Below are 21,753 nucleotides of genomic sequence, written 5' to 3'. Positions count from 1 at the left end.
CGATGCGACGGTCTGCCGCGATGCCTCCGAAGCTCCCGATCGAATCGATGCCGCCCGGTTTGCCGCGTTCGCCACGCCGCCGCCGGCTGCTGGGCGCCGGCGCGGCCGCGCTGCTGTCGCCCGCGTTGGCGCAAGGCACAGGCACGGGCACAGGGACGGGCACGGGCACAGGCACAGGCACAGGCACGGACAAGAAGACCGCTGCCGACCGCATCGTGCGCGTGATCGGCCCGTGGGAGCTGTCGAGCCTGGACCCGCTGCGTGGCGGCTACCTGTTCGCGCGCATGCAGGTCGCGGAGACGCTGGTCGACTATGACGCGCAGGCGCGGCCCGTCGCCGGGCTGGCATCGCGCTGGCAGGTGTCCGGCGACGGGCTCGTATGGCGCTTCGCGTTGCGCGAGGGCGCGCGCTTTCATGACGGCTCGCCGGTGCGCGCCCGGGATGTCGTCAACGCGCTGCGGCGCGCCCTGCATCCGGCCGGCGTACTGGGCCAGGCGCCGATCGCCGCGATCGATGCCGTGACCGATGCCGCCATCAATGCCGCGATCGATGCCCGGTCGGGCGCGGTGGTGCGGATCCGCTTGCGCCGGCCCTTCCCCCGCCCTGCCGGCCCTGCTGTCGCACAGCAGCACGCAGATCCTCGCGCCCGCGTCCTTTGGCGCCGATGGCGCGGTGCGCGCGATCGTCGGCTCGGGGCCGTACCGCATCGTCACGCTGGAGCCGCCGCAGCGCTTCTCGGTGGCGGCCTTCGATGGCTGGCAGGGACCGCCTCCCGCGGTACGCCGCGCCAGCTATCTGGCGGTCGGCCGCGCCGAGATGCGGGCGCTGATGGCCGAGGCCGGCCAGGCCGAGCTCGCCTACGGGCTCGACCCCGGCAGCGTGGCGCGGCTGCGGCGCGGCGCCGCGGTACGCGTGCACCAGCAGCCGATTCCGCGCACCACCGCCCTGAAGCTCAACGCCGGCCATCCGCTGCTCGCCGACCCGCGCGCACGGCAGGCACTGTCGCTGGCGCTGGATCGGCGCGGCATCGCGCAGGCGGTGCTGCGCGAGCCGTCGCTGGCCGCGACGCAGCTGTTCCCGCCCGCGCTGGCCGGCTGGCATCGCGCCGATCTGCCCGCGCTCGCGCACGATCCCGTACGCGCCCGTGCGCTGCTCGCCGAGCTCGGCTGGCGGCCCGGCACCGACGGCGTGCTCGCGCGCGACGGCAAGCGTTTCGCGCTGACGCTGCAAACCTTCCCCGATCGTCCCGAACTGCCGGTGATCGCCGCGGCGATCCAGGAGCAGTTGCGCCTGATCGGCGTGCAGGTCCGCGTGGCGGTGGGCAACTCCAGCGAGATTCCGCTGGGCCATCGCGACGGCACGCTCGAGATGGGCCTGATCGCGCGCAACTATGGCGCGGTGCCCGATGCGTTCGGCGCGATCGCGCAGGACTTCGGCGCGGCGGAGGGGGAAGGCCGGCGAGGAAGGCGATAAGGGCGGCGATAAGGGCGGCGGCAAGAGCGGCGGCGAGGGCGGTGACAAGCGCGGCGGCGATTGGGGCGCGATGGGCTGGTCGTCGCCGGCGCTGACGCGCGCCCTGGCCGCGATGTCGTCGACCGCCGACGCCGCGCACTTGCAGGCGCTGCGCGAGCAGATCGCCGGCGCGCTGCATGACGGCCTGCCGCTGGTGCCGGTGCTCTGGTACCAGCAGACGCTCGCGGCCAGCCCGCATCTGGCCGGCGTGTCGATCGACCCGTTCGAACGCAGCTACCGGCTCACCGAATTGCAATGGACCCGATGACGCCACCGAATACCCAGTCCACCCAACTCGCCGCGGCAACCGCGGGCTCATCGGCATCGGCATCGCGCGATGCCGAGCGTCAGCGGGGGACCCACCCCGCGGCGCCGCAGCGGCGGACCCACCCCCGCGGCGCGGCTGGTCGCCCGCATGCTGCTCCAGCGCGGCCTGCAGGCTGCCTTCGTCGCCGCGCTGGTCGGCGGCCTCAGCTTCCTGATGATGCGGCTGCTGCCGGGCGACATGGCGTTCCGCATCGCCGCCGGCCGCTATGGCTACGACATGGTGACCGCGCAGGCCGCCGATGCGGTGCGCGCCGAACTCGCGCTCGACGGCCCCTGGCTCGACGGCCTGCTGGCGTGGTGGTCGCGGCTGCTGCATCTGGACCTGGGCACCTCGACCGTGACCGGGGCGCCGGTCGCCGCCGAGATCGCGCATCAACTCGGCCACACGTTGTGGCTGGCGCTCGCCGCGCTGGCCGTCTCGACGCTGATCGCGCTGCCGCTGGGCTTTGCCGCCGGCAGGCACGCCGGGGGGCACACCGATCGCATCACGCTGGCGCTCTCGGTGCTGCTGCGCGCGCTGCCGCCGTTCGTGCTGGGCATCCTGCTGGTGCTGGCCTTCGCGGTCGAGCTCGACTGGCTGCCCGCCGGTGGCCACGGCGAACACGGCAGCTGGGTCGCGCCGGCGCTGACGCTGGGACTGGGCCTGGCCGCCACCGCGATGCGCGTCGCGCGCGATGCGATGGCCGGCGTGGTGGCCGCGCCGTACTGGTTGTTCGCGCGCACCAAGGGCCTGTCGGACCGCGTCGCGATGGCCCGGCACGGCGTGCGCAATGCCGCGGTGCCGGTGGTCGCCTATCTGGGCGTGCAGCTGGTCTATCTGCTCGAGGGCGTGGTGGTGGTCGAGACGTTGTTCGCCTGGCCCGGCATCGGCCATGCGCTGGTGCACGCGATCTTCGGCCGCGATGTGCCGATGATCCAGGGCACCGCGCTGACGATGGGCCTGCTGTTCGTCGCCTTGAACGCGGCGGTCGATCTGGCCTGCATGGCGATCGACCCGCGGCTGCGCGCGAGGGTCGTGCGATGAGCGAGATGGCAAGCCCGACCTGGAAGGGCGCATTGGCGGTTGCCACGCCGCGCCGGCGCATCGCCTTGCTGCTGATCGCGCTGCTGGTGCTGTTCGCCATCGCCGGCCCGTGGGCCGCGCCGCGCCAGCCCTTCGAGCAGGACCTGTACGCCGTGCTGCAGGCGCCGACGATGGCCGAGCCGCTGGGCACCGACCATCTGGGCCGCAGCGTGCTGGCCCGCACCGCGCATGCCACGCGGCTGTCGCTGGGCCTGGCGGTGCTGTGCGTGCTGTCGGCCGCGCTGCCCGGCACGCTGCTGGGCCTGTTTGCCGCGTGGCGCGGCGGCTGGGCCGATCGCGTGGCCGGCGCGCTGGCCGACGCGGTGCTGGCGCTGCCGGGTTTGCTGCTGGTGCTGCTGCTGGCGGCGCTGGCGCCGGGCGCGATGTGGCCGCTGTATCTGGGGCTGTCGCTGGTGCTGTGGGTCGAGTATTTCCGCGTCGCGCGGGCGAGCGCGCAGATCGTGCTGCAGAGCCACCATGTCGAGGCCGCGCGCCTGCTCGGCTTCGGCCCGCTCCATATCGCGCGCCGGCACCTGCTGCCGGAGCTGGCGCCGGTGCTCGGCACGCTGAGCAGCTTCGGCCTCGGCGCTGCGGTGCTGGCGCTGGCCGCGATGGGCTTCGTCGGCATGGGCGTGCAGCCGCCGCTGGCCGAGCTCGGCCTGATGATGACCGAGCTGCTGCCGTATGCGGCGGAGGCGCCCTGGGCCATCGCCAGCCCGATCGCGGTGCTGGCGCTGGCCATCCTCGCGCTGGCGCTGCTGAACGAGCGCCCGCGTGCGGGGGGTGTCGCCATGAACGCGCGCAACGACCTCGTCATCGAGGACCTGCATGGCGAGCGCGTTGGCCGCCTGCTCGGCGTACGGGACCTGTCGGTCGCCAGCGCCGACGGCGTGCTGCTGCAACCGGTGTCGTTCGAGTTGCAGGCCGGCCGCGCGCTGACGCTGCTGGGCGAGACCGGTTCGGGCAAGAGCCTGCTGGCCCATGCGGTGATGGGTTCGCTGCCGCCGGGCCTGCGCGCGAGCGGCCGCCTTGCCGGGCGCGGCTGGGATTGCGAGGCCAACGACATGCGCGCGCGCCGGCCGCTATGGGGCCGCGAGCTGGCGCTGCTGCCGCAGGAGCCCTGGTTCGCGCTGGACCCGCTGATGCGCGTCGATGCGCAGCTGGCGGAGACCTATCGCTGGGTCGCCGGCGAATCGCGGCAGCGCGCCGCGCACCACGCCGCGCAGGCGCTGCGCGCGGTCGGGCTGGGGCACGCCGCGCGTGCCTGGCCGACCGCCTTGTCCGGCGGCATGGCGCAGCGCGCGGCGTTCGCGATCACGCGCGCCGGCGATGCGCCGATCCTGATCGTCGACGAACCGACCAAGGGGCTGGACCGGATCTGGCGCGACGACCTGGTGGCGCGCCTGCGCTCGGCGCTGGAGCAAGGCTGCGCGGTGCTGACCATCACGCACGATATCGGCGTGGCGCGGGCGCTTGGCGGCGACACGATGGTGATGCTCGATGGCCGCGTGGTCGAGCGCGGCCAGACCCACGCGGTGCTGGGCGCGCCGTCGCACGACTACACGCGCGCGCTGATCGCCGCCGAGCCCGCGGCATGGCCGCGCCGGGCGATGCCTGCCACGGGAGGGGAAGTGCTGCGCGCCAGCGGCCTGAGCAAGCGTTTCGGCGACCATCTGCTGTTCGACGCGCTCGACCTGACGCTGCACGCCGGCGAACGCGTGGCGGTCACCGGACCGAGCGGCAGCGGCAAATCGACGCTGGGCAATGTGCTGCTCGGCCTTGCGCGGCCGGATCGCGGCACCGTGCGCCGGGCCGACGGCATCGCGCGGGTCCGCTACCAGAAGCTCTACCAGGACCCCGCCGCCGCCTTCGCGCCGCGGATTCCGCTGGGCCGCGCGCTGCACGACCTGATCGCGCTGCACCGGCTCGAACGCGCGCCGCTGCGGCCCTGGATGGAACGGCTCGGACTTTCCCCCGATCTGCTGGAACGGTTGCCGGGCGCGGTCTCCGGCGGCGAACTGCAGCGCTTCGCCTTGCTGCGCGCGCTGCTGCTGCGGCCCGCCTTCCTGTTCGCCGACGAGCCGACCTCGCGGCTCGATCCGGTCACGCAGCGCAATACCATCGACCTGATCGTCGAGGCGGCGCAGGAATCGGACTGCGCGTTGATGCTGGTCACGCACGATCCCGATCTCGCCGCCAACGTGGCGGCGCGCACGCTGGCGTTCTGACGGGCATTCCGACGCGTGTCTTGACGAATACGGCGCCCCGAGGGGCGCCGTGCGGTCACATCTGCGTCGAGGATCGTCGATCGAAGCCGTCGATCGAAGCCGGTCGATCTACGCGGTCACTCGAAGCGGGCGATCGAAGCGGTCGATCGAAGCCGGTTACTCGAAGCCGGTCACTCGAAGCCGGTCAATCGAAGATCTCGTGCCAGATGCTCTTCTTGCGATAGTGCTTCTGCTCGCGGTAGCGGTCGTCGTCGCGGTAGCCGCGCTGGTCATAACCGCGGTCGTAGCCGCGCGGATCGACCGGCCGTTGCGGCGCGGCGGCCTGGGGCGCCTGCGCGACCGGCGCCTGTTCGGCCGCGGCACGCTCCAGGATCTTGTCGAGTTCGCCGCGATCGAGCCACACGCCGCGGCATTTCGGGCAGTAGTCGATCTCGACGCCCTGGCGTTCGGCCATCACCAGCGTGGTCTCGGTACAGACGGGACATTGCATCGCAGCTCTCCTTGATTGCGTGTTCAACGGCTAACGCCTGTCAGACCGTCGCCCGGCGGCTTGGTTCGGCAGCACGGATTGCCGCTGCCCGCTTGACAGGCAGTATCGGGCTCATCTGAATCTTCAAGTTCGGCTTGATGATTCGTACAGAACTTTTCGTTTCCGGCAGGCCCCATCGATGGGCGATAGTTTGCGCTACTTGACGATCACATACAGGAGCGCGGCATGTCAGCCGAATCGAAGTCACACATTGCCCACCTCGATGGACGGCCCGCCTCGGCGGCGGACCTGGCGCCGCTTGCCTTCGCCGGTTATGCCCACTTCACCGCCATGCAGGTGCGAAGCGGCCGGATCCGCGGCCTGGACCTGCATCTGTCCCGCCTGCGAGCGGCATCGATGGCGCTGTTCGGCGCGGCGCTGTCCGACGAAGCGGTGCGGGACCGCTTGCGGGCGGCGCTGCAGGCGAGCCCCGCCGATCTGTCGTTGACGGCGACGGTGTATTCGCCGGAAGGGGAATTCACGGCGCGCGGCATTGGCGCGCCCCGATTGCTGATCCGGACCGGGCCGCCTTCGTCGGGGCCGACAGGGCCGCTCGTGCTGGATATGGTCGAGCATGAGCGGGTTCTTCCCGGCATCAAGCACGTCGGCGAAATCGCCAAGACGTACTACCTGCGGCAGGCCGTCGAACAGGGCTTTGACGATGCGGCCTTCGTCGACCGCCAGGGGCGGCTCAGCGAGGGCACCATCTGGAACCTCGCGTTCTGGGATGGCGAGGCGGTGGTGTGGCCGGAAGCGCAGATGCTGACCGGCACCACCATGGGCATCCTTCGGCGTCAGCTGGACCGCCTCGGCATCGCGCAGCGCACGCGCGAGGTCAGGCTCGCCGACCTGCCTTCGCTCGGCGGCGCGGTCGTGATGAACTCATGGACGCCCGGCGTGCCGGTACGGCGCATCGGCGAGGTGCCGATCGCCGCTGCGCCGGATTTCGTCACGCTGCTGCATCGGGCCTACGAGGCGGAGGACGCGGTGGCGCCGTGATGCGTCTCACCGCTTCGGCCTGTGCCTCGGCCGTTGCAGCAGCCCCACTGCTCCGGCTCACCGCTCTGCCGACGCCCTTGCTCAATGCGCCGGTCCAATGCACCGGCTCAATGCCTCAGCTCGATGCATCGGCTCACTGCTTCGGAATCCCCGCCAGCGTGGCGGCCGCCGACCAGCGCTTGATCTCGTCGAGCTGGAACTTGCGCAGCACCTCGGCGCCACCGGCGAAGATCTGGCCGTTGGTGCGGCCGATGAACTCGGCAGCCTCCTTGCTGTTGAAGATCTCGACCGCGGCGCGGCTGAGCTTGTCGACGATCGGCTTGGGCGTATGGGCCGGCGCGAACACCGAGACCCAGTTGATCATGTAGTAGTCCTTGAAGCCCAGTTCCTGCAGCGTCGGCACATTGGGCTGCACGTCCAGCCGCTTGTCGCCGGTGACCGCCAGGATGCGCGTCTTGCCGGTCTGCGCCAGCGCCGCCGCGGCGGTGTAGTCCGACAGCGCGAAGTCGACCTGGCCGCCGGCGAGGTCCGCCACCGCGGGCGCCGCGCCCTTGTACGGAATCGCCACCGCCTTGACGCCGGCCTGCTTCAGGAACAGCTCGGTGGCGATCTGGTACGAGGCCGAGCCCGAGCCGTAGCTCAGCTTCCCCGGCCGCGCCTTGCCGTCGCGGATCAGGTCCTGCACGGTGTGGTACGGCGAACTGGCCGGCACCGACAGCACCATCGCGCCGTAATAGAGCCGCGCCACCGGCGCGAAGTCCTTGACCGGATCGTAGGGCAGCGATTTGAACTGCACCGCGTTGGTCGCCATCGGCGAGTTGCTGGCGACGAACAGCGTGTAGCCGTCGGGCTCCGCACGTGCCACCGCCTGCGCCGCGATGAAGCTGTTGGCGCCCGGCCGGTTCTCGACCACGAAGGGCTGGCCGAAGCGCGCCTCGAGCTTTTGCGCGAGGAAGCGCGCGGTGCTGTCCGAGCCGGTGCCCGGCGGGAAGGACACCACGATCTTGACGGGCTTGGCGGGATAGCCGGCGGCATCGGCCGCTGCATCGACGGCCCGCGCCGGCGAGGGCGACAGCATCGCCATCACGGCGATCGCGCCGGCAGCCAGCGACACCAGCCGCGCAACGGTCCATCCATTCATCGATTCGTCACGCATCGCTCTGTCTCCTTGCGGACGGTGTGACCCCGCCCTGTCGAACCAGGCCACAGCCTAAGCGCCCAGCGGCAGCGAGGGCAACTGTCCCGCGGACATATCGCTTATGCGCGGGACGTATGGAACGCTTCTCCGCTTGCGAACGCGCAGGCGTGCACAAGGGCCCACCGGATTTTTGTTATGCCGCCGCCGCGATGGGCGGCCCGTGTCCGCGTCGCTAAGCTGCCTCCCATCGCTGCATCGACGAACGCAGCACACCAATCGACAGGAGGGGGAAGTGGACACGGCCAGCCAGATCGTGATTCGACCGGCGCAGCCCGATGGGGACCTGGCGCCATTGCGGGCGCAGGTGCGCGCCTTTCTCGCCGAGACCGTCGGCGACCGGCCGCCGCAGAAGCGCGCGCAGAGCTGGTCCGGCTATGACCCCGCGTTCAGCCTCGCGCTGGGCGCCAAGGGGTGGATCGGCATGACGTGGCCGAAGGCCTTCGGCGGACAGGAGCGCTCGATGCTGGAGCGCTATGTCGTGCTGGAGGAATTGCTGGCGGCGGGCGCGCCGGTGGGCGGCCACTGGGTCGCCGAGCGGCAGAGCGGCCCGCTGCTGATGCGCTACGCGGACCCGGAAGTGGCGCACGAGATCGTGCCCCGCATTACGCGCGGCGAGGTGCGCTTCTGCATCGGCATGAGCGAACCCGATTCGGGCTCGGACCTGGCATCGATCCGCACGCGCGGCGATCGCGTCGACGGCGGCTGGGTCGTCAACGGCACCAAGCTGTGGACCTCTAACGCGCATCGCTCGCACTACATGATCGCGCTGGTGCGCACCGACCGCAGCGCCGACGACAAGCACAAGGGCCTGTCGCAGCTGCTGATCGACATGCGCTCCGAAGGGCTGCAGGTGCGGCCGATCCGCAATCTGGCCGGCGAGGAGCATTTCAACGAAGTGGTGTTCGACAACGTCTTCGTGCCCGATCGCATGGTGATCGGCGAGCCGGGGCAGGGCTGGGCGCAGGTCACCGCCGAGCTGACCTTCGAGCGCAGCGGCCCGGAGCGCTATCTGAGCAGCTATGCGCTGCTGGCCGAGATGGTGGATCACGCCGATGCCGACGACGCGCGGCACGCGGTCGAGCTCGGCTACCTGGTGGCCGAGCTGAGCAATCTGCGGCAGATGTCGCGCGGCATCGCGGCGATGCTCCATCGCGGCGAGAACCCGCAGCTGGCGGCGGCCAACGTCAAGGATCTGGGCGCGCTGTTCGAGCAGCGCATTCCCGAGGTCGCGCACCAGCTGTTCGGCCACGAGCTGCGTCCGGACGGCTCGCCCTTCGTCGCCACCCATTGCCATCTGACCCAGACCGTGCCCTCGTTCTCCCTGCGGGGCGGCACGCGCGAAATCCTGCGGGGAATCATTGCGAGAGGCCTGGGGGTCCGATGAACGAACGCGAACAGGAGCTCGAACTCGAGCAGATGCTGGCCGACAGCGCACAACGGCTGTTCGGCAACGAAGTGACCACCGCGCAGCTGGAAGCGGCCGAGCGCGGCGAATGGCAGGCGGACCTGTGGCGCACCGTCGAGGACAGCGGCCTGACGCGGCTGTTCGCCGGCGAGGACGACGGCGGCGCCGCGGCCGACTGGCAGCAGAGCCTGCCGGCGCTGCTGGCGGCCAGCCGCACGCTGGCGCCGATTCCCTTCGTCGATACCGCCGCGTGCGGATGGGTGCTGGCGCGCCTGGGCATCGCGATGCCGGACGGACCGATGGCACTGGCCGCGCACGCCGGCGCCGCGTCGGAGCGGGCGGTGGCGCGCTCGAGCGCCGACGGCTGGCGTCTCGATGGCACGGTGGACGTGCCCTGGGGCCGGCACGTGCGCCATGTGGTGGTGCGTGCGGTGGACCGGCAGCCGTTCGGGCGCGCGGTATGGCTGCTGGTGCCGACCGCCGGCTGCCGCATCGAGACCGGCGCCAATCTGGCCGGCGAACCGCGCGACCGGCTGCGTTTCGACGACGCGCCGGCCGCCGCCGCGGTGGTGGTCGAGAGCCCGGCCGACGAGGCGATGCTGGGCGCCGGCGCGGCAACGTCGCAGCCCTCGCAGCCCTCGCCACCGTCGCCGCTCGGCGCGCTGATGCGTTCGATCCAGATCGCCGGCGTGCTCGAGCGCGTGCTGAACCAGACCGTGCAATACGCCACCGAGCGCATCCAGTTCGGCCGCCCGATCGCCAAGTTCCAGGCTATCCAGCAGCAGCTGGCGATGCTGGCCAACGAGGTGGTGGCGGCCCGCATGGCGGTGGCCAGCGCCTGCGCGGCGATGCGCGCGCCCGGCTGGGACAGCCAGGCGATGGTGGCGAAGGTGATCTGCGGCAATGCCGCCGGCCGCGCCGCCGCGATCGCGCACCAGGTCCATGGCGCGATCGGTTTCACGCACGAGCACTCGCTGCACTGGTCGACCCGTCGGCTATGGAGCTGGCGCGCCGAGTACGGCAGCGAGGCGCACTGGGCGCGCGAGATCGGCACGCGCGCGATCCGCGAGGGCGGCGCCGCGCTGTGGCCCCGGGTCACCGCGCCGCAGGCCGCCTGAGGCGCGCGGCGAGCACGCACGCGACCACCGTGCACGCGACCACCGTGCACGCGACCACCGTGCACGCGACCACCGTGCACGCGACCACCGTGCACGTGACCACCGTGCATGTGACCACCGCGTGCGCGACCACCACGTACGTGACCACCACGTACGTGACCACCACGTACGTGACCACCACGTGCGCGGCGTATCGCGCAGGAACACAGGGATGACAAGGGCAAACGAGCCCTCCCACGACAGGAGACATCGATGCGAGTACCGGGTTTGTTTCGGGCGCTGCTGCTGGCCAGCGCCGCCTTCACCAGCGCCGTCGCGAGCGGCATTGCCGCCGCCGAATCGGCCAGCGAGTTCCCTTCGCGGCCGCTGCGGATCATCGTGCCGTTCACCGCGGGCAGCGGCTCCGATTCGTCGGCCCGCTACTACGGCGAAGCGCTCGGCCGCGCGCTGGGCCAGCCGGTGGTGGTCGAGAACCGCCCCGGCGCCAACGGCGTGATCGGCATCCAGGCATTGAAGAACGCGCCGGCCGACGGCTACACGATCCTGCTGGCGAGCAATTCGCCGCTGTCGGTCAATCCGATCGTGCTGAAGAACCTGCCCTACGATCCGCTGGCCGATCTGCGTCCGATCGCGGGCCTGAGCCGGAACATGAATGTCTTTCTGGTGCCGATCGATTCGCCCTGGAAGACGCTGGCCGATGTGGTCGCCGCGGGCAAGGCCAAGCCGCTGAGCGTGGGTACCTATTCGGCGGGCTACCGGCTCGCGGCCGCCTGGTTCGGCAATCTGGCCGGCATCAAGCTGGTCAATATTCCCTACAAGGGCCAGGCGCAGATCATGACCGACATCATCGGCAGGCAGCTCGATCTGGCGGTGGTCGACACCAGCGGCGCGCTGACGCTGATCCGGCAGGGCAAGGTGCGCGCGCTGGCGGTGTCCGGCGAGAAGCGCCATCACGAACTGCCCGAGGTGCCGTCGGTGCGCGAGCTCGGCTATCCCGATTACGTGCAGTACAGCTGGGTGTCGTTCTACGTGCGGGCGCAGACGCCGGACGACATTGCCGGCAAGCTCGCGACCGCGATGCAGTCGATCCTGAAGACGCCCGAGTCGACCGCCTTCCTGGCGACCAAGGGCAGCGACCCGATGCCCTATCCCCCCGCAGACCATGCGCTCCTTCCACCAGGCCGAAATCGCGCGCTTCCGGCGCGTGGCGCAGGCGGCCGGCATCCAGCCGGAATGATGGCGTGAAGCTACACCGGCAGGCCGCGCGCGACCTCGGTCAGCAGCGCGCGCAGCAGGGAGACGAAGGGATGGGTATGGACATTGTTGTGCCAGCACAGATGGACCGGAATGGCCAGCGCCGGGTCGTCGATCGGAATGAAGCGCACGCCCGGATGCCGGCACAGTACCGGCGCCAGATAGCGCGGCACCATCGCATACATGTCGGTGCCGGTGATCGCGTCGGCGACGGCCAGATAGCTGGTCATCGTGCAGGCGATATGGCGCTGCTCGCCGTGCTTGGCGAAGTAGCGGTCGACCATGCGCGTGACCACGCCGAACTGCGAGATGTCCAGGCAGGGCAGCGGCGCCAGTTCGGCCGCGCCCGGCGTGCTGCCGAGATGGGCATTGCCGGCGTCGCACAGGCAGCCGAACGGCGCCGAGAACAGCAGCTCGGAGCGCAGCGCCTCGGATTCGACCGGATAGAAGGCGACCATTACGTCGATCGCGCCGCTGGTCATCGCGCTCAGTCCGCTGGGCATCGGCACCGGATGCATGCGCACCCGCGCGCGCGGCGCGACCTCGCGCAGCCGGGCCAGGAAGGCCGGGGCGATCAGCGCCTGCAGCGAGTCGTTGATGCCGATCGCGTAGGAGCCAGTCTCCTGCGCGGGATCGTAGCGCTCGCTCTGGGTGTAGATGCTCTCGATGGTGCGCAGCGCGGCGTCGAGCGCCTGCTGCAATTCCTGCGCGCGGCGCGTCGGCAGCATCCTGGCCGCGCTCTTGATCAGCAGCGGATCGCCGAACTCCTCGCGCAGCCGCTCCAGCATGCGGCTGGTCGACGGCTGGCTGCTGTCGAGCCGCCGCGCCGCCTCGCTGACGCTGCGGCTTTCCAGCAGCGCGGCCAGCACGACCAGCAGGTTCAGGTCCTTGTGCCGCAGCTCGGCCAGCGGCAGCCGCCGCCGGTCGTTGGCGGGCGCCGGCTCGCCGTCTCGATGGTCTCCGCTATGCATCGTCGATTCGCGTTGCGCTCCTGGTGAGCGGGTGTTGCCGGCCAGATGCCGGCGCCCGCTTTCGATTGGCCGATGAATCCGTCCGGCGAGGTGCCGGACACACGGGCTCCATTATCCGGGCGCGGCTCCCGGCGATCCATCGGCAATTTCCCACGCCGCCCATTTACGCCGCTTGTTCGCGCCGCTGCTCCTGTCACCGCTACCACCACCGACCTTCTACCGCCATGGATACCTCATCCCCTGTCTCGCTGCGCCGGATGCCGCAGGACCACGTCGCGCACGTGGTGCTGCAGCGCCCGCCCCATAACCATGTCGACGCCGATTGCATGGCGGCGCTCGCCGATGCCCTCGAACAGCTCGATCGCGACGACGATTGCCGCGCCATCGTGCTCGCGGCCGAGGGCAAGTCGTTCTGCGCCGGCGCCGACTTCGGCGCCAGCGATCCGTCGATCCGGCGCGATCCCAGCCCGTTCTACCGGCAGGCAATGCGGCTGTTCCGCACGCGCAAGCCGATCGTGGCGGCCGTGCACGGCGCGGCGATCGGTGCCGGCGTGGGGCTGGCCCTGGTCGCGGACTTTCGCGTGACCTGCCGCGAGGCGCGCTTCAGCGTCAATTTCAACCGACTGGGCTTCCATCCGGGCTTCGGCCTGAGCCTGACGTTGCCGCGGCTGATCGGCGAGCAGCGTGCGGCGCTGCTGTTCTACACCGGCCGCCGCATCGACGGCGCGACCGCGGTCGAGATGGGGCTGGCCGACGAGCTGGTCGAACAGGCCGACGTGCGGGCTCGCGCCCACGCGCTCGCCTGCGAAATCGCGCTGTCCGCGCCGCTGGCCGTCGAAAGCACGCGCGCCACGCTACGCGCCGGACTTGCCGACCGCGTCGCCGAGATCAACCGGCACGAGCTGCAGGTCCAGCTGACGCAATTCCCGACCGAGGATTTCCGCGAAGGCGTGGCCGCGATGGCCGAGCGCCGCCTACCCAATTTCCAGCGCCGCTGATGCGGCATCACAGGAGTGCGTCAGTGAACGAACACAAGCAGAGCGGCGGCAAGACCGCCGTGGCGGGGCCGCTGGACGGCGTGCGGGTACTGGACCTGTCGTCGGTGGTGCTGGGGCCGATGGGCACGCAGGTGCTGGCCGACATGGGCGCCGACGTGATCAAGATCGAGGCGCCCGAGGGCGACCTGATGCGCGCCAACGGCGTGGTCGAGCACGCGGGCATGAGTTCGATCTTCCTCGCGCTGAACCGCAACAAGCGCTCGGTGATGCTGGACCTGAAGGACGAGCAGGGCGCGGCCGCGCTGCGCGAGTTGATTCCGACCTGCGACGTGCTGGTGCACAACATGCGGATCGGCGCGATCGAACGGCTGGGCTTCGGCTACGACGCGGTCGCGCGCCTGCGGCCCGATATCGTCTATTGCGCCGCGCCCGGTTTCGGCCAGGACGGCCCGGACCGCGACAAGCCGGCGTTCGACGACATCATCCAGGCGGCCTGCGGCTTCGTCGGCGCGGCGAGCGCGGCCGGTGCGGAGCCCGACTACCTGCCCAGCCTGATCGCCGACAAGACGACCGGGCTCGCGGTGGCCAATGCGGTGCTGGCCGCGCTGTTCCGGCGCGAGCGCCACGGCGAGGGCCAGTACGTCGAGGTGCCGATGCTGGAAACGATGGCGGCCTTCGTGCTGACCGAGCATATGGGCGGCATGATGTTCCCGTCTTCGACCGCCAAGGCCGGCTATGCGCGGCTGCTCGAAGGCGGCCGCAAGCCGGTGCGCACCGCCGATGGCTGGATCAGCATGCTGCCCTATACCGAACGGCACTGGAAGGCGTTCTTCCACGACCTGGGACGCGACGATCTGGCCGAGCGCTATCAGATCGCCAGCCGGCGCGAGCGCAATGCGAACATCAAGGCGCTGTACGGCCATCTGGCCGAACTGGCGCCGCTGCGGTCCACCGCGCAATGGATGGCGCTGTGCGAGCGGCTCGATATTCCGGCCACGCCGATCTATCGGCTGGAGGACCTGCCGGGCCATCCGCATCTGTCGGCGGTGGGGCTGTTCGAGGAATCGGTGCATCCTGCGGTCGGGCCGATCCGGCAGGTCCGCCCGACCACGCGCTTTGCCCGCACGCCGACCGCGATCCGGCGGCCCGCGCCATCGCTGGGCGAGCATACCGAGGAGGTGTTGCGCGAGGCCGGCGTCGCGCCGGAGCGGATCGCCGCGCTGCTGGAGCCGATTAAGCCAAAACCCCGCTGAATCCATCGAGATTATCCATTTCTCCTGAATCAATTCGCTTTCTAGACTTGGCGCCAACGCTCCGTCAGTGGGCGTGAAGACAAGCGACCCGAAGAAGAACCACCAGGGCAGGAGAAGACATGGAGATCAGGCACGCTCGCCGCGTCGGCACGGCGCGGGCGATGGGATGGCGATTGGCTGCGGTGACCGCGGTCGCCGCGGCAACGCTGCTGGCCGGGTGCGGCGGCGACGACGATGATGGTCCGTCGACCGGCGGCCCGCCCGGAGGCGGCGGGCAGGCGGCGACCCCGGCGATCACGCTGACGATTTCCGCGCGCGAGGACTTTCCCGGCAGCTTCGGCAGCGTCGGCGCCTACGAGAAGCTGACCGGCTCGCTGCACGGCGAGGTCGATCCGAAGGACCCGCGCAACGCGGTGATCCAGGACCTCGAGCTCGCGCCGGTCAATGCGCGCGGCATGGTCGAGTACACCACCGAGTTCGTGATGCTCAAGCCGAAGGACATCGGCAAGGCCGGCGGCGTGCTGCGCTATGACGCCCCCCAATCGCGGCAATATCCTGACGATGCCGAACCCGGCCGCGGTGCCGGGCGATGCCGTCTATTTCGAGCGCGGCTATGTGTTCCTGTACGCGGCGTGGCAGGGCGACGTGCCCAAGAGCTCGCCGGCGCGGCTGACGCTGAGCGTGCCGGTGGCGCGCAACAAGGACGGCAGCAGCATCACCGGCCCGTACGCGGCGGAGCTGGTGCCAGGCGCCGCGACCTCGACCATGAGCCTGCCCGGCGGCGTGTTCAACGGCTCGATGATTCCCTACGCGCCGGCCAGCCTCGACAACACGCAACCGGGCTACACGCTGACGCGCCGCGTCAACGAGACCGATCCGCGCGTGCCGATCGCCCCGTCGGAATGGAAGTTCGCCGACTGCGGGCCCAGCGGCGCGCCGTTTCCCGGCAAGCCCGACGGCAGCAAGGTCTGCCTGAAGGACGGCTTCCAGCCCGGCCATCTGTACGAGATCACCTACGTGGCCAAGGATCCGAAGGTGATGGGCGTGGGCCTGGCGGCGCTGCGCGACACCGTGACCTTCTTCCGCCATCGCAGCGCCGACGCGGCCGGCACGCCCAATCCGATCGCCGGCGCGATCCGCTACGCGATCGGGCAGGGCACCTCGCAGTCGGGCAATGCGATGAAGACCTTCCTGCATCTGGGCTTCAACGCGGCGCTGGACGGCGGCAAGGTGTTCGACGGCATCTTTGCGCATGTGGCCGCGCGCCAGACCAATATCAACACGCGCTTCGCGGTGCCGGGCGGCGGCGGTGGCCTGCGCACCGACCATCGCGCCTTCGGGCAGACCGCGCCGCGCGGGCTGGCGGCCGACTACGAGGACGCGGTCGCGGGCCGCACCGGCGGCGTGATGAAGCGCTGCAGCGAGACGCGGACCTGCCCGCGCTTCTTCCTCGGCCTGTCGGGCACCGAGTTCTGGCAGCTGCAGGGCTCGCCGGTGCTGACCGACGCCTACGGCTTCACCGACCTGAAGCAGCCCGATAACGCGCGCATCTACTACTACGCCAGCACGCAGCACGGCGGCCGCTCCGCGCAGATCAACTACAACCCCGCGCAGACGGTCTATCCGGCCGGCTCGATGATCGACTTCGCCGATACCTTCCGCGCGCTGTTCATCGCGCTGGAGGACTGGGTCGCGCGCGACATCGCGCCGCCGGACAGCCAGGTGCCCCGCATCGCGGAAGGCACGCTGGTGCGGCCCGACCAGTTGCAGGTGCCGGTGATCAAGGGCGTCAGTTTCGCCGGCCCGAGCGGAACGGTGCCGATCCCCGACTTCCAGTACCTCGGCCGCTACAACGGCTTCCCGCTGCTCGACTACGGCCCGCAGTACCGGCCGCAGGACGAGTCGGGCATCGCCACCGTGCTGCCGCCTGCCTATCTGGGCCGGGACTACGCGATCCTGGTGCCGCAGCTCGATCCCTCCACCGGCCTGGCGAAGGCGGGCATCCGCGCGCTCGACGTGCAGGTGCCGGTCGGCACCAGCCTCGAGTTCAACTACGTGGCCACGCCCGGCATCGTCGACCTCGTCAATCTGGGCGGCAGCTACATCCCCTTCCACAAGACCGAGGCCGCGCGCACCGCGGCCGGCGACCAGCGGCCCTCTCTGGAGGCGTTGTATGGCGACCAGGCCGGCTATCTGGCGAAGCTGCGCACGGCCGCCGACGCGCTGGTGTCGCAGCGCTTCCTGCTGCCCGCCGACGCGCAGCGCGCGATCGCGCGCGCCCAGGCCAATCCGGTGCTGCCGTGATGCGGTACCGGAGCAACGGAAGGAGAGACATCATGACCAAGCCAGGACCCTGGCGTGTCCATGCGGCCGCGCTGGCCGCGGCAGCCGCGGCGGCCGTGGCGCTGGCCGCCTGCGGCGGGGGCGACGATCCGCCGCCTCCACCGCCGCAGTCTGGCAATCCGCAGCCCAGATCGTGCGCGCAGATGGCGGCAGCGGTGCTCGAGGGCGCCGCCGTGCAGGCCGCCACCGAGATTGCCGCGGGCAGCTTCTCGCCCAATGCCGGCACCACGCTGACCGTGCCCGCCTTCTGCCGCGTGCAGGCGGTGGCGCGGCCCAGCAGCGATTCGGAGATCCGCTTCGAAGTGTGGATTCCGGCCGCCGCGCAATGGAACGGCAAGCTGCTGGTGACCGGCAATGGCGGCTACAGCCCGGCACTGGGCTACCGTGCGATGGCGATGGGGCTCGCGCGCGGCTACGCCACCGTCGGCGGCGATACCGGCCACCAGTCGGCCAATCCGAACGACATGCTGTTCGGCGTCAACCATCCCGAGAAGATCGTCGACTGGGGCACGCGCTCGATCCACGCGATCACGGTGCCGAGCAAACGGCTGGTCGCCGACATGCACGCGCGCGACATCGAGCGCGCGTACTTCTACGGCTGCTCGACCGGCGGCCACCAGGGCTATGCCGAGGCGCAGCGCTATCCGGACGATTTCGACGGCATCATCGCCGGCGCGCCGGGCAACAACCGGGTGCGGCTCAATGCCGGTTTCCTGTGGCAATTCCTCGCCAACCACCGTCCCAACGACAATCTGTCGCCAATCATCCCGGCGGCCAAGCTGACGATGGTGACGCGCGCCGCGGTGGCGGCCTGCGATGCCGACGATGGCGTCACCGACGGCGTGGTCGACGATCCGCGGCAATGCGGCTTCGATCCGGCAACGCTGCAATGCAGCGGCGCCGACGCGGACAATTGCCTGACCGCCGAACAGGTGTCGGCGCTGAAGGCCATGTACGCAGGGCCGCGCAATCCGCGCACCGGGGAGCAGGTCTATCCCGGCTGGCCAAAGACCAGCGAGGCGCTGTTCACGGTGGCGGGCGCACCGGTAGGCTGGAACACCTACTGGGGCACGACCGAGCCCACGCGCGCCGATTTCTGGCGCTACTGGGTCTTCGACAATCCGCAATGGAACTGGTGGACCTTCGATTTCGATCGCGACCTGGCCTATGCCGACGCCAAGGTCGGCACGATGGTCGATCAGACCAACGCCGATCTATCGGCCTTCAAGGCCGGCGGCGGCAAGCTGCTGGTCTACAACGGCTGGCAGGACCCGGTGGTCAACGCGGTCGATACCATCGCCTACTACGATCGCGTCAAGGCGGCGCAGGGCTCCCAAGCCGCCACCGACGCGTTCTTCCGGCTCTTCATGGTGCCCGGCATGGGGCACTGCTCGGGCGGGCCGGGTACCACGCAGTTCGGCAACGGCGATACGCCGGCGCCGGTCGTCGATGCGCAGCATGACATCCTGGAGGCGCTCGATGCCTGGGTCACGCGCGGGACGGCGCCGGAGCGCATCGTCGCTTCCGCGGTCAGCGGCGGCGCGGTGACGCGCACCCGGCCCCTGTGCCCGTAGCCGCGCAAGGCGGTCTATCAGGGCAGCGGCAGCACCGACGATGCGGCGAATTTTTCGTGCCGGTAGCGGGCAGCGTCCGCTGGAAGGGAGGCAGAAGTTGCAAGGCATGTAAGACCGTTCCGGGCCGGGACAAGGCACGGATCGCGACCGGCGGGGTCGACAACGCCCCGCCGCCGTGGTCCGCGCCTTGCTGCATGTCGGCTGACGCCGATCCGGCGTCGACCGACCGAGGAGGGATGTCATGCCTCACGAGCAATATCAAGCCTGTATCGATGCCTGCACGCGCTGCGCGCAGGCCTGCCGTCACTGTGCGGCGTCCTGCCTGCAGGAACACGATGTGCAGAAGATGACCGAGTGCATCCGGCTGGACCTGGACTGCGCCGGCATTTGCGAACTTTCGGTGGCCTATATGTCGCGCGGCAGCGAACATTCGCGCCAGCTATGTGCGCTGTGCGCGCAGATCTGCGAGCGCTGCGCCGAGGAGTGCGCGCGCCATCAGGCCCAGCATTGCCAGCAATGCGCACAGGCCTGCCGCGATTGCGCGCAGGCGTGCCGGCAGATGGCGGCGTGACGGCGGCTTGCAGTTTGCGGTTTGCGGGGCTGCGGGACCTTGCAGGGCCGGCGGAACTTGCAGCCAGGGAGTGGAGCGATGGCCGATGTCACCCATGATGCGGCACTGTGTCACATAGTGCACCGGCGCGTGGCGGTATATCGTCGCGCACCGGTTTCGCGTCCGCGACTCGCCATTCCGTCAGAACCTCATGCCCCGCGCCGCTCCGCCTTGCCCTGGACCGACCTCGCGCTACCGCGCATCCCATGCTGTTTCCGCGGCGCTGACGGCAGCGTCGCTGGCGTGGACATTCCCGCTGCTGGCGCAGACGGCCGACCGGGCCACTGACGGTGCCGCCGACAGCGCCACCGGCGGCGCCACCGGCCGCGCCACTGAGGGGGCGCCCGACGGCACCGTCACGCTGCCCACCGCGACCGTCACGGCGGCCGTTCCGGGCTCGCCGACGGTGCCGGCCGTGGTCCGGCAGCGCGCCACGCTGTTCGGCACCGTCGGCTCGGTCGGCTTCGTCGATGCGCAGTCCCATGCGGACAGCTATGCCAGCAATGTGCGCGATGTCCTGAAGGACACGCCGGGCGTCTACGTACAGGAGCGCTATGGCCAGGAGCTGCGGCTGTCGATTCGCGGCTCCGGCATCGCGCGCGGCTATCACGTCCGCGGCATCGACGTGCTGCAGGACGGCGTGCCGACCAACTTCGCCGACGGCAGCGGCGACTTCTATCAGATCGATCCGCTCGCGCTGCAGGCCACCGAGGTGTACAAGGGCGGCAACGGCCTGGCCTATGGCAGCACCACGCTGGGCGGCGCGATCAATTTCACCACGCCCTCCGCGCTGACCGCGCCGGCGCCGAACCAGCTGCGGCTCGAGGGCGGCAGCTTCGGCACCGCCCGCGCCAGCGCGCAGGTGTCGCGCCAGTTCGGCGCCTTGGATTTCCTCGCCAACCTGAGCGTCAATCGCGCCGACGGCTATCGCGAGCACCAGCGCGGCCAGTACCAGCAGTTCAATGCCAACTTCGGCTATCGCCTCAGCCCGGATGTCGAGACGCGCTTCTATCTCGGCGTCTATGTGGTCGACCAGGACCTGCCGGGCACGCTGTCGCTGGCCGACGCCCTGAACCAGCCTCGCCGCGCCTCGGCCGGCGCGCTGGCGCTCGATCAGGCCCGCGACACGCGCACCGAGCGCCTGGCCAACGTGACGACCATCCGGCTGGGGGAAGGGCAGCAGCTGGACCTGCGCAGCTGGGTGATCCACAAGGACCTGCATCACCCGATCTTCCAGGTGATCGACCAGGACAGCTGGACCTATGGCTTCGCGCCGCGCTATACCGGGCGCGGCAGCGTCGGCGGCATGCGCAACGAGCTGACCGTCGGCGGCCGTTTCTTCGGCGGCACCGGCGATTCCCGCCACTACCTGAACCAGGGCGGAAGCCGGGGCGCGCAGACGCTGAACGCACGCCAGGAGGCGGCCAACTACGAGGCGTATCTGGAAAACCGGCTCTATCTGCTGCCCACGGTGGCGCTGATGGCAGGGGCCAAGGCCTATCGCGCCGAGCGTCGCTATACCGACCACGGTGGCCTGGCGGCCAATCCGGTGGCCAAGTCGGACCGCGATACCTTCAGCGGCATCAACCCCAAGATCGGCGTGCTGTGGGAACCGGCCCCCCGAGGTGCAGGCCTTCGTCGATATCACGCGCAGCGCCGACGTGCCGGACTTTTCGGATCTGCTGCAGACCATCGGCAGCGCCCAGCGCTTCGTGCCGCTGGCGGTGCAGCGCGGCTGGACGCTCGAGATCGGCACGCGGGGGCGGCGCGAGCGCTTCGGCTGGGATGTCGCCGCCTACCGTTCGCTGGTGCGCGACCAGATGCTGCAGTTCGCCACCGGCCCCGACATCCCGGCCTCGACGTTCAACGCGGGCCGCACCACGCTGCAGGGCGTGGAGCTGAGCGTCGATGCCGACCTGCTGCGCGGCGTGCTGACCCCGGGCGATCGCCTCAACGTGGCGCAGCTATGGAATTACAGCGATTTCCGCTTCGACAACGACCGGCGCTACGGCAACAACCGCATCGCCGGCGTGCCGGAGCATGTCCTGCGTACCACGCTGACCTACGGCGTGGGCGAGCGCTGGCGCATTGCCGGCACGCTCGACTGGGTGCCCAGCGGCGCCTGGGTCGACTATGCCAATACGATGCGCGCGCCGGGCTACGCGCTGTTCGGCCTGCAGGCGTCCTACCGCTTCGGCGGCGGCGTGACGCTGTTCGTCGATGCCCGCAATCTGGGCGACAAGCGCTATGTCAGCGACTTCAGCACGGTGGCCGACGCGCGCAGCGCGAACACCGCGGTGTTCTACCCGGGCAGCGGGCGGGCCATCTACGCCGGGCTGCAATATCGCTTCTGAAGCGGCGGCGCGCAGCC

Annotated in this window: 15 protein-coding genes and 3 pseudogenes; 15 read left to right on the top strand and 3 right to left on the bottom strand. The window is 70.5% G+C overall.

Annotated elements, in window-relative coordinates; translation table 11 throughout:
* Nucleotides 1–2: 2 nt before the first annotated feature.
* The 4 genes and pseudogenes from OJJOAM_RS07770 (at nucleotide 3) to OJJOAM_RS07755 (ending at nucleotide 5,130) form a co-directional block, all read left to right on the top strand.
* Nucleotides 3–1,473 (top strand): annotated as a pseudogene (locus tag OJJOAM_RS07770) (ABC transporter substrate-binding protein).
* Between the two features lie 112 nt (nucleotides 1,474–1,585).
* Nucleotides 1,586–1,780, top strand: coding sequence for a hypothetical protein (locus OJJOAM_RS07765; RefSeq protein ID WP_422649416.1), 195 nt, complete (start codon nucleotides 1,586–1,588; stop codon nucleotides 1,778–1,780).
* 147 nt (nucleotides 1,781–1,927) lie between these two features.
* Nucleotides 1,928–2,863, top strand: coding sequence for an ABC transporter permease (locus OJJOAM_RS07760; protein WP_422649415.1), 936 nt, complete (start codon nucleotides 1,928–1,930; stop codon nucleotides 2,861–2,863).
* The gene (locus OJJOAM_RS07755; RefSeq protein WP_422649414.1) at nucleotides 2,860–5,130 is read left to right on the top strand and encodes an ATP-binding cassette domain-containing protein; all 2,271 of its coding nucleotides are present in this window, start codon (nucleotides 2,860–2,862) and stop codon (nucleotides 5,128–5,130) included. Before OJJOAM_RS07760 ends, OJJOAM_RS07755 begins: the two co-directional genes overlap by 4 nt.
* 184 nt (nucleotides 5,131–5,314) lie before the next feature.
* Here OJJOAM_RS07755 and OJJOAM_RS07750 read toward each other — a convergent pair whose 3' ends face one another.
* Nucleotides 5,315–5,620: a zf-TFIIB domain-containing protein gene (locus tag OJJOAM_RS07750; protein ID WP_149317196.1), complete on the bottom strand. Its 306-nt coding sequence runs from the start codon at nucleotides 5,618–5,620 to the stop codon at nucleotides 5,315–5,317.
* A gap of 225 nt (nucleotides 5,621–5,845) precedes the next feature.
* On the opposite strand from OJJOAM_RS07750, the gene OJJOAM_RS07745 reads away from it, so the two are divergent.
* Nucleotides 5,846–6,658: an aminotransferase class IV family protein gene (locus OJJOAM_RS07745; RefSeq protein ID WP_422649413.1), complete on the top strand. Its 813-nt coding sequence runs from the start codon at nucleotides 5,846–5,848 to the stop codon at nucleotides 6,656–6,658.
* A gap of 133 nt (nucleotides 6,659–6,791) precedes the next feature.
* Here OJJOAM_RS07745 and OJJOAM_RS07740 read toward each other — a convergent pair whose 3' ends face one another.
* Nucleotides 6,792–7,742, bottom strand: a complete 951-nt coding sequence (locus tag OJJOAM_RS07740; RefSeq protein ID WP_422649529.1) for a Bug family tripartite tricarboxylate transporter substrate binding protein — start codon at nucleotides 7,740–7,742, stop codon at nucleotides 6,792–6,794.
* A 346-nt stretch (nucleotides 7,743–8,088) separates the two neighbouring features.
* Here OJJOAM_RS07740 and OJJOAM_RS07735 point away from each other — a divergent pair, with 346 nt between their 5' ends.
* Genes OJJOAM_RS07735 through OJJOAM_RS07720 form a run of 4 tightly spaced genes read left to right on the top strand, consistent with a single transcriptional unit; the run spans nucleotide 8,089 to nucleotide 11,624 of the window.
* Nucleotides 8,089–9,240, top strand: coding sequence for an acyl-CoA dehydrogenase family protein (locus tag OJJOAM_RS07735; protein WP_149317194.1), 1,152 nt, complete (start codon nucleotides 8,089–8,091; stop codon nucleotides 9,238–9,240).
* On the top strand, nucleotides 9,237–10,379 hold the full coding sequence (locus OJJOAM_RS07730) for an acyl-CoA dehydrogenase family protein (protein ID WP_422649412.1): 1,143 nt from the start codon (nucleotides 9,237–9,239) through the stop codon (nucleotides 10,377–10,379). Before OJJOAM_RS07735 ends, OJJOAM_RS07730 begins: the two co-directional genes overlap by 4 nt.
* On the top strand, nucleotides 10,346–10,594 hold the full coding sequence (locus tag OJJOAM_RS07725) for a hypothetical protein (protein ID WP_422649411.1): 249 nt from the start codon (nucleotides 10,346–10,348) through the stop codon (nucleotides 10,592–10,594). The genes OJJOAM_RS07730 and OJJOAM_RS07725 overlap by 34 nt, the downstream gene beginning before the upstream one ends.
* Before the next feature lie 37 nt (nucleotides 10,595–10,631).
* On the top strand, nucleotides 10,632–11,624 hold the full coding sequence (locus tag OJJOAM_RS07720) for a Bug family tripartite tricarboxylate transporter substrate binding protein (RefSeq protein WP_422649410.1): 993 nt from the start codon (nucleotides 10,632–10,634) through the stop codon (nucleotides 11,622–11,624).
* 2 nt (nucleotides 11,625–11,626) lie between these two features.
* On the opposite strand, the gene OJJOAM_RS07715 is transcribed toward OJJOAM_RS07720, so the two are convergent.
* Nucleotides 11,627–12,604 carry a LysR family transcriptional regulator gene (locus tag OJJOAM_RS07715; RefSeq protein ID WP_422649409.1) on the bottom strand — a complete coding sequence of 326 codons (978 nt, stop codon included), beginning with the start codon at nucleotides 12,602–12,604 and terminating at the stop codon, nucleotides 11,627–11,629.
* Nucleotides 12,605–12,828: 224 nt separating this feature from the next.
* Here OJJOAM_RS07715 and OJJOAM_RS07710 point away from each other — a divergent pair, with 224 nt between their 5' ends.
* From OJJOAM_RS07710 to OJJOAM_RS07685, 6 genes and pseudogenes are all read left to right on the top strand, one after another.
* Complete coding sequence (locus OJJOAM_RS07710) at nucleotides 12,829–13,602, top strand: enoyl-CoA hydratase/isomerase family protein (protein ID WP_422649408.1); 774 nt, start codon at nucleotides 12,829–12,831, stop codon at nucleotides 13,600–13,602.
* Nucleotides 13,603–13,625: 23 nt separating this feature from the next.
* On the top strand, nucleotides 13,626–14,855 hold the full coding sequence (locus OJJOAM_RS07705; protein ID WP_422649407.1) for a CaiB/BaiF CoA transferase family protein: 1,230 nt from the start codon (nucleotides 13,626–13,628) through the stop codon (nucleotides 14,853–14,855).
* 161 nt (nucleotides 14,856–15,016) lie between these two features.
* Nucleotides 15,017–17,159 (top strand): annotated as a pseudogene (locus tag OJJOAM_RS07700) (alpha/beta hydrolase domain-containing protein).
* A 32-nt stretch (nucleotides 17,160–17,191) separates the two neighbouring features.
* Nucleotides 17,192–18,772, top strand: coding sequence for a tannase/feruloyl esterase family alpha/beta hydrolase (locus OJJOAM_RS07695; RefSeq protein ID WP_422649406.1), 1,581 nt, complete (start codon nucleotides 17,192–17,194; stop codon nucleotides 18,770–18,772).
* A gap of 241 nt (nucleotides 18,773–19,013) precedes the next feature.
* On the top strand, nucleotides 19,014–19,343 hold the full coding sequence (locus tag OJJOAM_RS07690; protein ID WP_422649405.1) for a four-helix bundle copper-binding protein: 330 nt from the start codon (nucleotides 19,014–19,016) through the stop codon (nucleotides 19,341–19,343).
* A gap of 190 nt (nucleotides 19,344–19,533) precedes the next feature.
* Nucleotides 19,534–21,736 (top strand): annotated as a pseudogene (locus tag OJJOAM_RS07685) (TonB-dependent receptor family protein).
* Nucleotides 21,737–21,753 lie beyond the last annotated feature (17 nt).

The sequence above is a fragment of the Cupriavidus sp. H18C1 genome (genome assembly GCF_049311595.1).
Lineage (GTDB): Bacteria > Pseudomonadota > Gammaproteobacteria > Burkholderiales > Burkholderiaceae > Cupriavidus > Cupriavidus cauae.
The sequence above is the reverse complement of the archived record's forward strand: the minus strand, read 5'-3'. Positions and strand labels throughout refer to the sequence as shown.

What these genes read in the sequence shown, in the direction of transcription:
- OJJOAM_RS07715 (WP_422649409.1), bottom strand. Translation starts at nt 12,604, where the DNA reads ATGCATAGCGGAGACCATCGAGACGGCGAGCCGGCGCCCGCCAACGAC.
- OJJOAM_RS07690 (WP_422649405.1), top strand. Translation starts at nt 19,014, where the DNA reads ATGCCTCACGAGCAATATCAAGCCTGTATCGATGCCTGCACGCGCTGC.
- OJJOAM_RS07740 (WP_422649529.1), bottom strand. Translation starts at nt 7,742, where the DNA reads ATGGCGATGCTGTCGCCCTCGCCGGCGCGGGCCGTCGATGCAGCGGCC.
- OJJOAM_RS07750 (WP_149317196.1), bottom strand. Translation starts at nt 5,620, where the DNA reads ATGCAATGTCCCGTCTGTACCGAGACCACGCTGGTGATGGCCGAACGC.
- OJJOAM_RS07720 (WP_422649410.1), top strand. Translation starts at nt 10,632, where the DNA reads ATGCGAGTACCGGGTTTGTTTCGGGCGCTGCTGCTGGCCAGCGCCGCC.
- OJJOAM_RS07730 (WP_422649412.1), top strand. Translation starts at nt 9,237, where the DNA reads ATGAACGAACGCGAACAGGAGCTCGAACTCGAGCAGATGCTGGCCGAC.
- OJJOAM_RS07760 (WP_422649415.1), top strand. Translation starts at nt 1,928, where the DNA reads ATGCTGCTCCAGCGCGGCCTGCAGGCTGCCTTCGTCGCCGCGCTGGTC.
- OJJOAM_RS07710 (WP_422649408.1), top strand. Translation starts at nt 12,829, where the DNA reads ATGGATACCTCATCCCCTGTCTCGCTGCGCCGGATGCCGCAGGACCAC.
- OJJOAM_RS07695 (WP_422649406.1), top strand. Translation starts at nt 17,192, where the DNA reads ATGACCAAGCCAGGACCCTGGCGTGTCCATGCGGCCGCGCTGGCCGCG.
- OJJOAM_RS07745 (WP_422649413.1), top strand. Translation starts at nt 5,846, where the DNA reads ATGTCAGCCGAATCGAAGTCACACATTGCCCACCTCGATGGACGGCCC.
- OJJOAM_RS07765 (WP_422649416.1), top strand. Translation starts at nt 1,586, where the DNA reads ATGTCGTCGACCGCCGACGCCGCGCACTTGCAGGCGCTGCGCGAGCAG.
- OJJOAM_RS07755 (WP_422649414.1), top strand. Translation starts at nt 2,860, where the DNA reads ATGAGCGAGATGGCAAGCCCGACCTGGAAGGGCGCATTGGCGGTTGCC.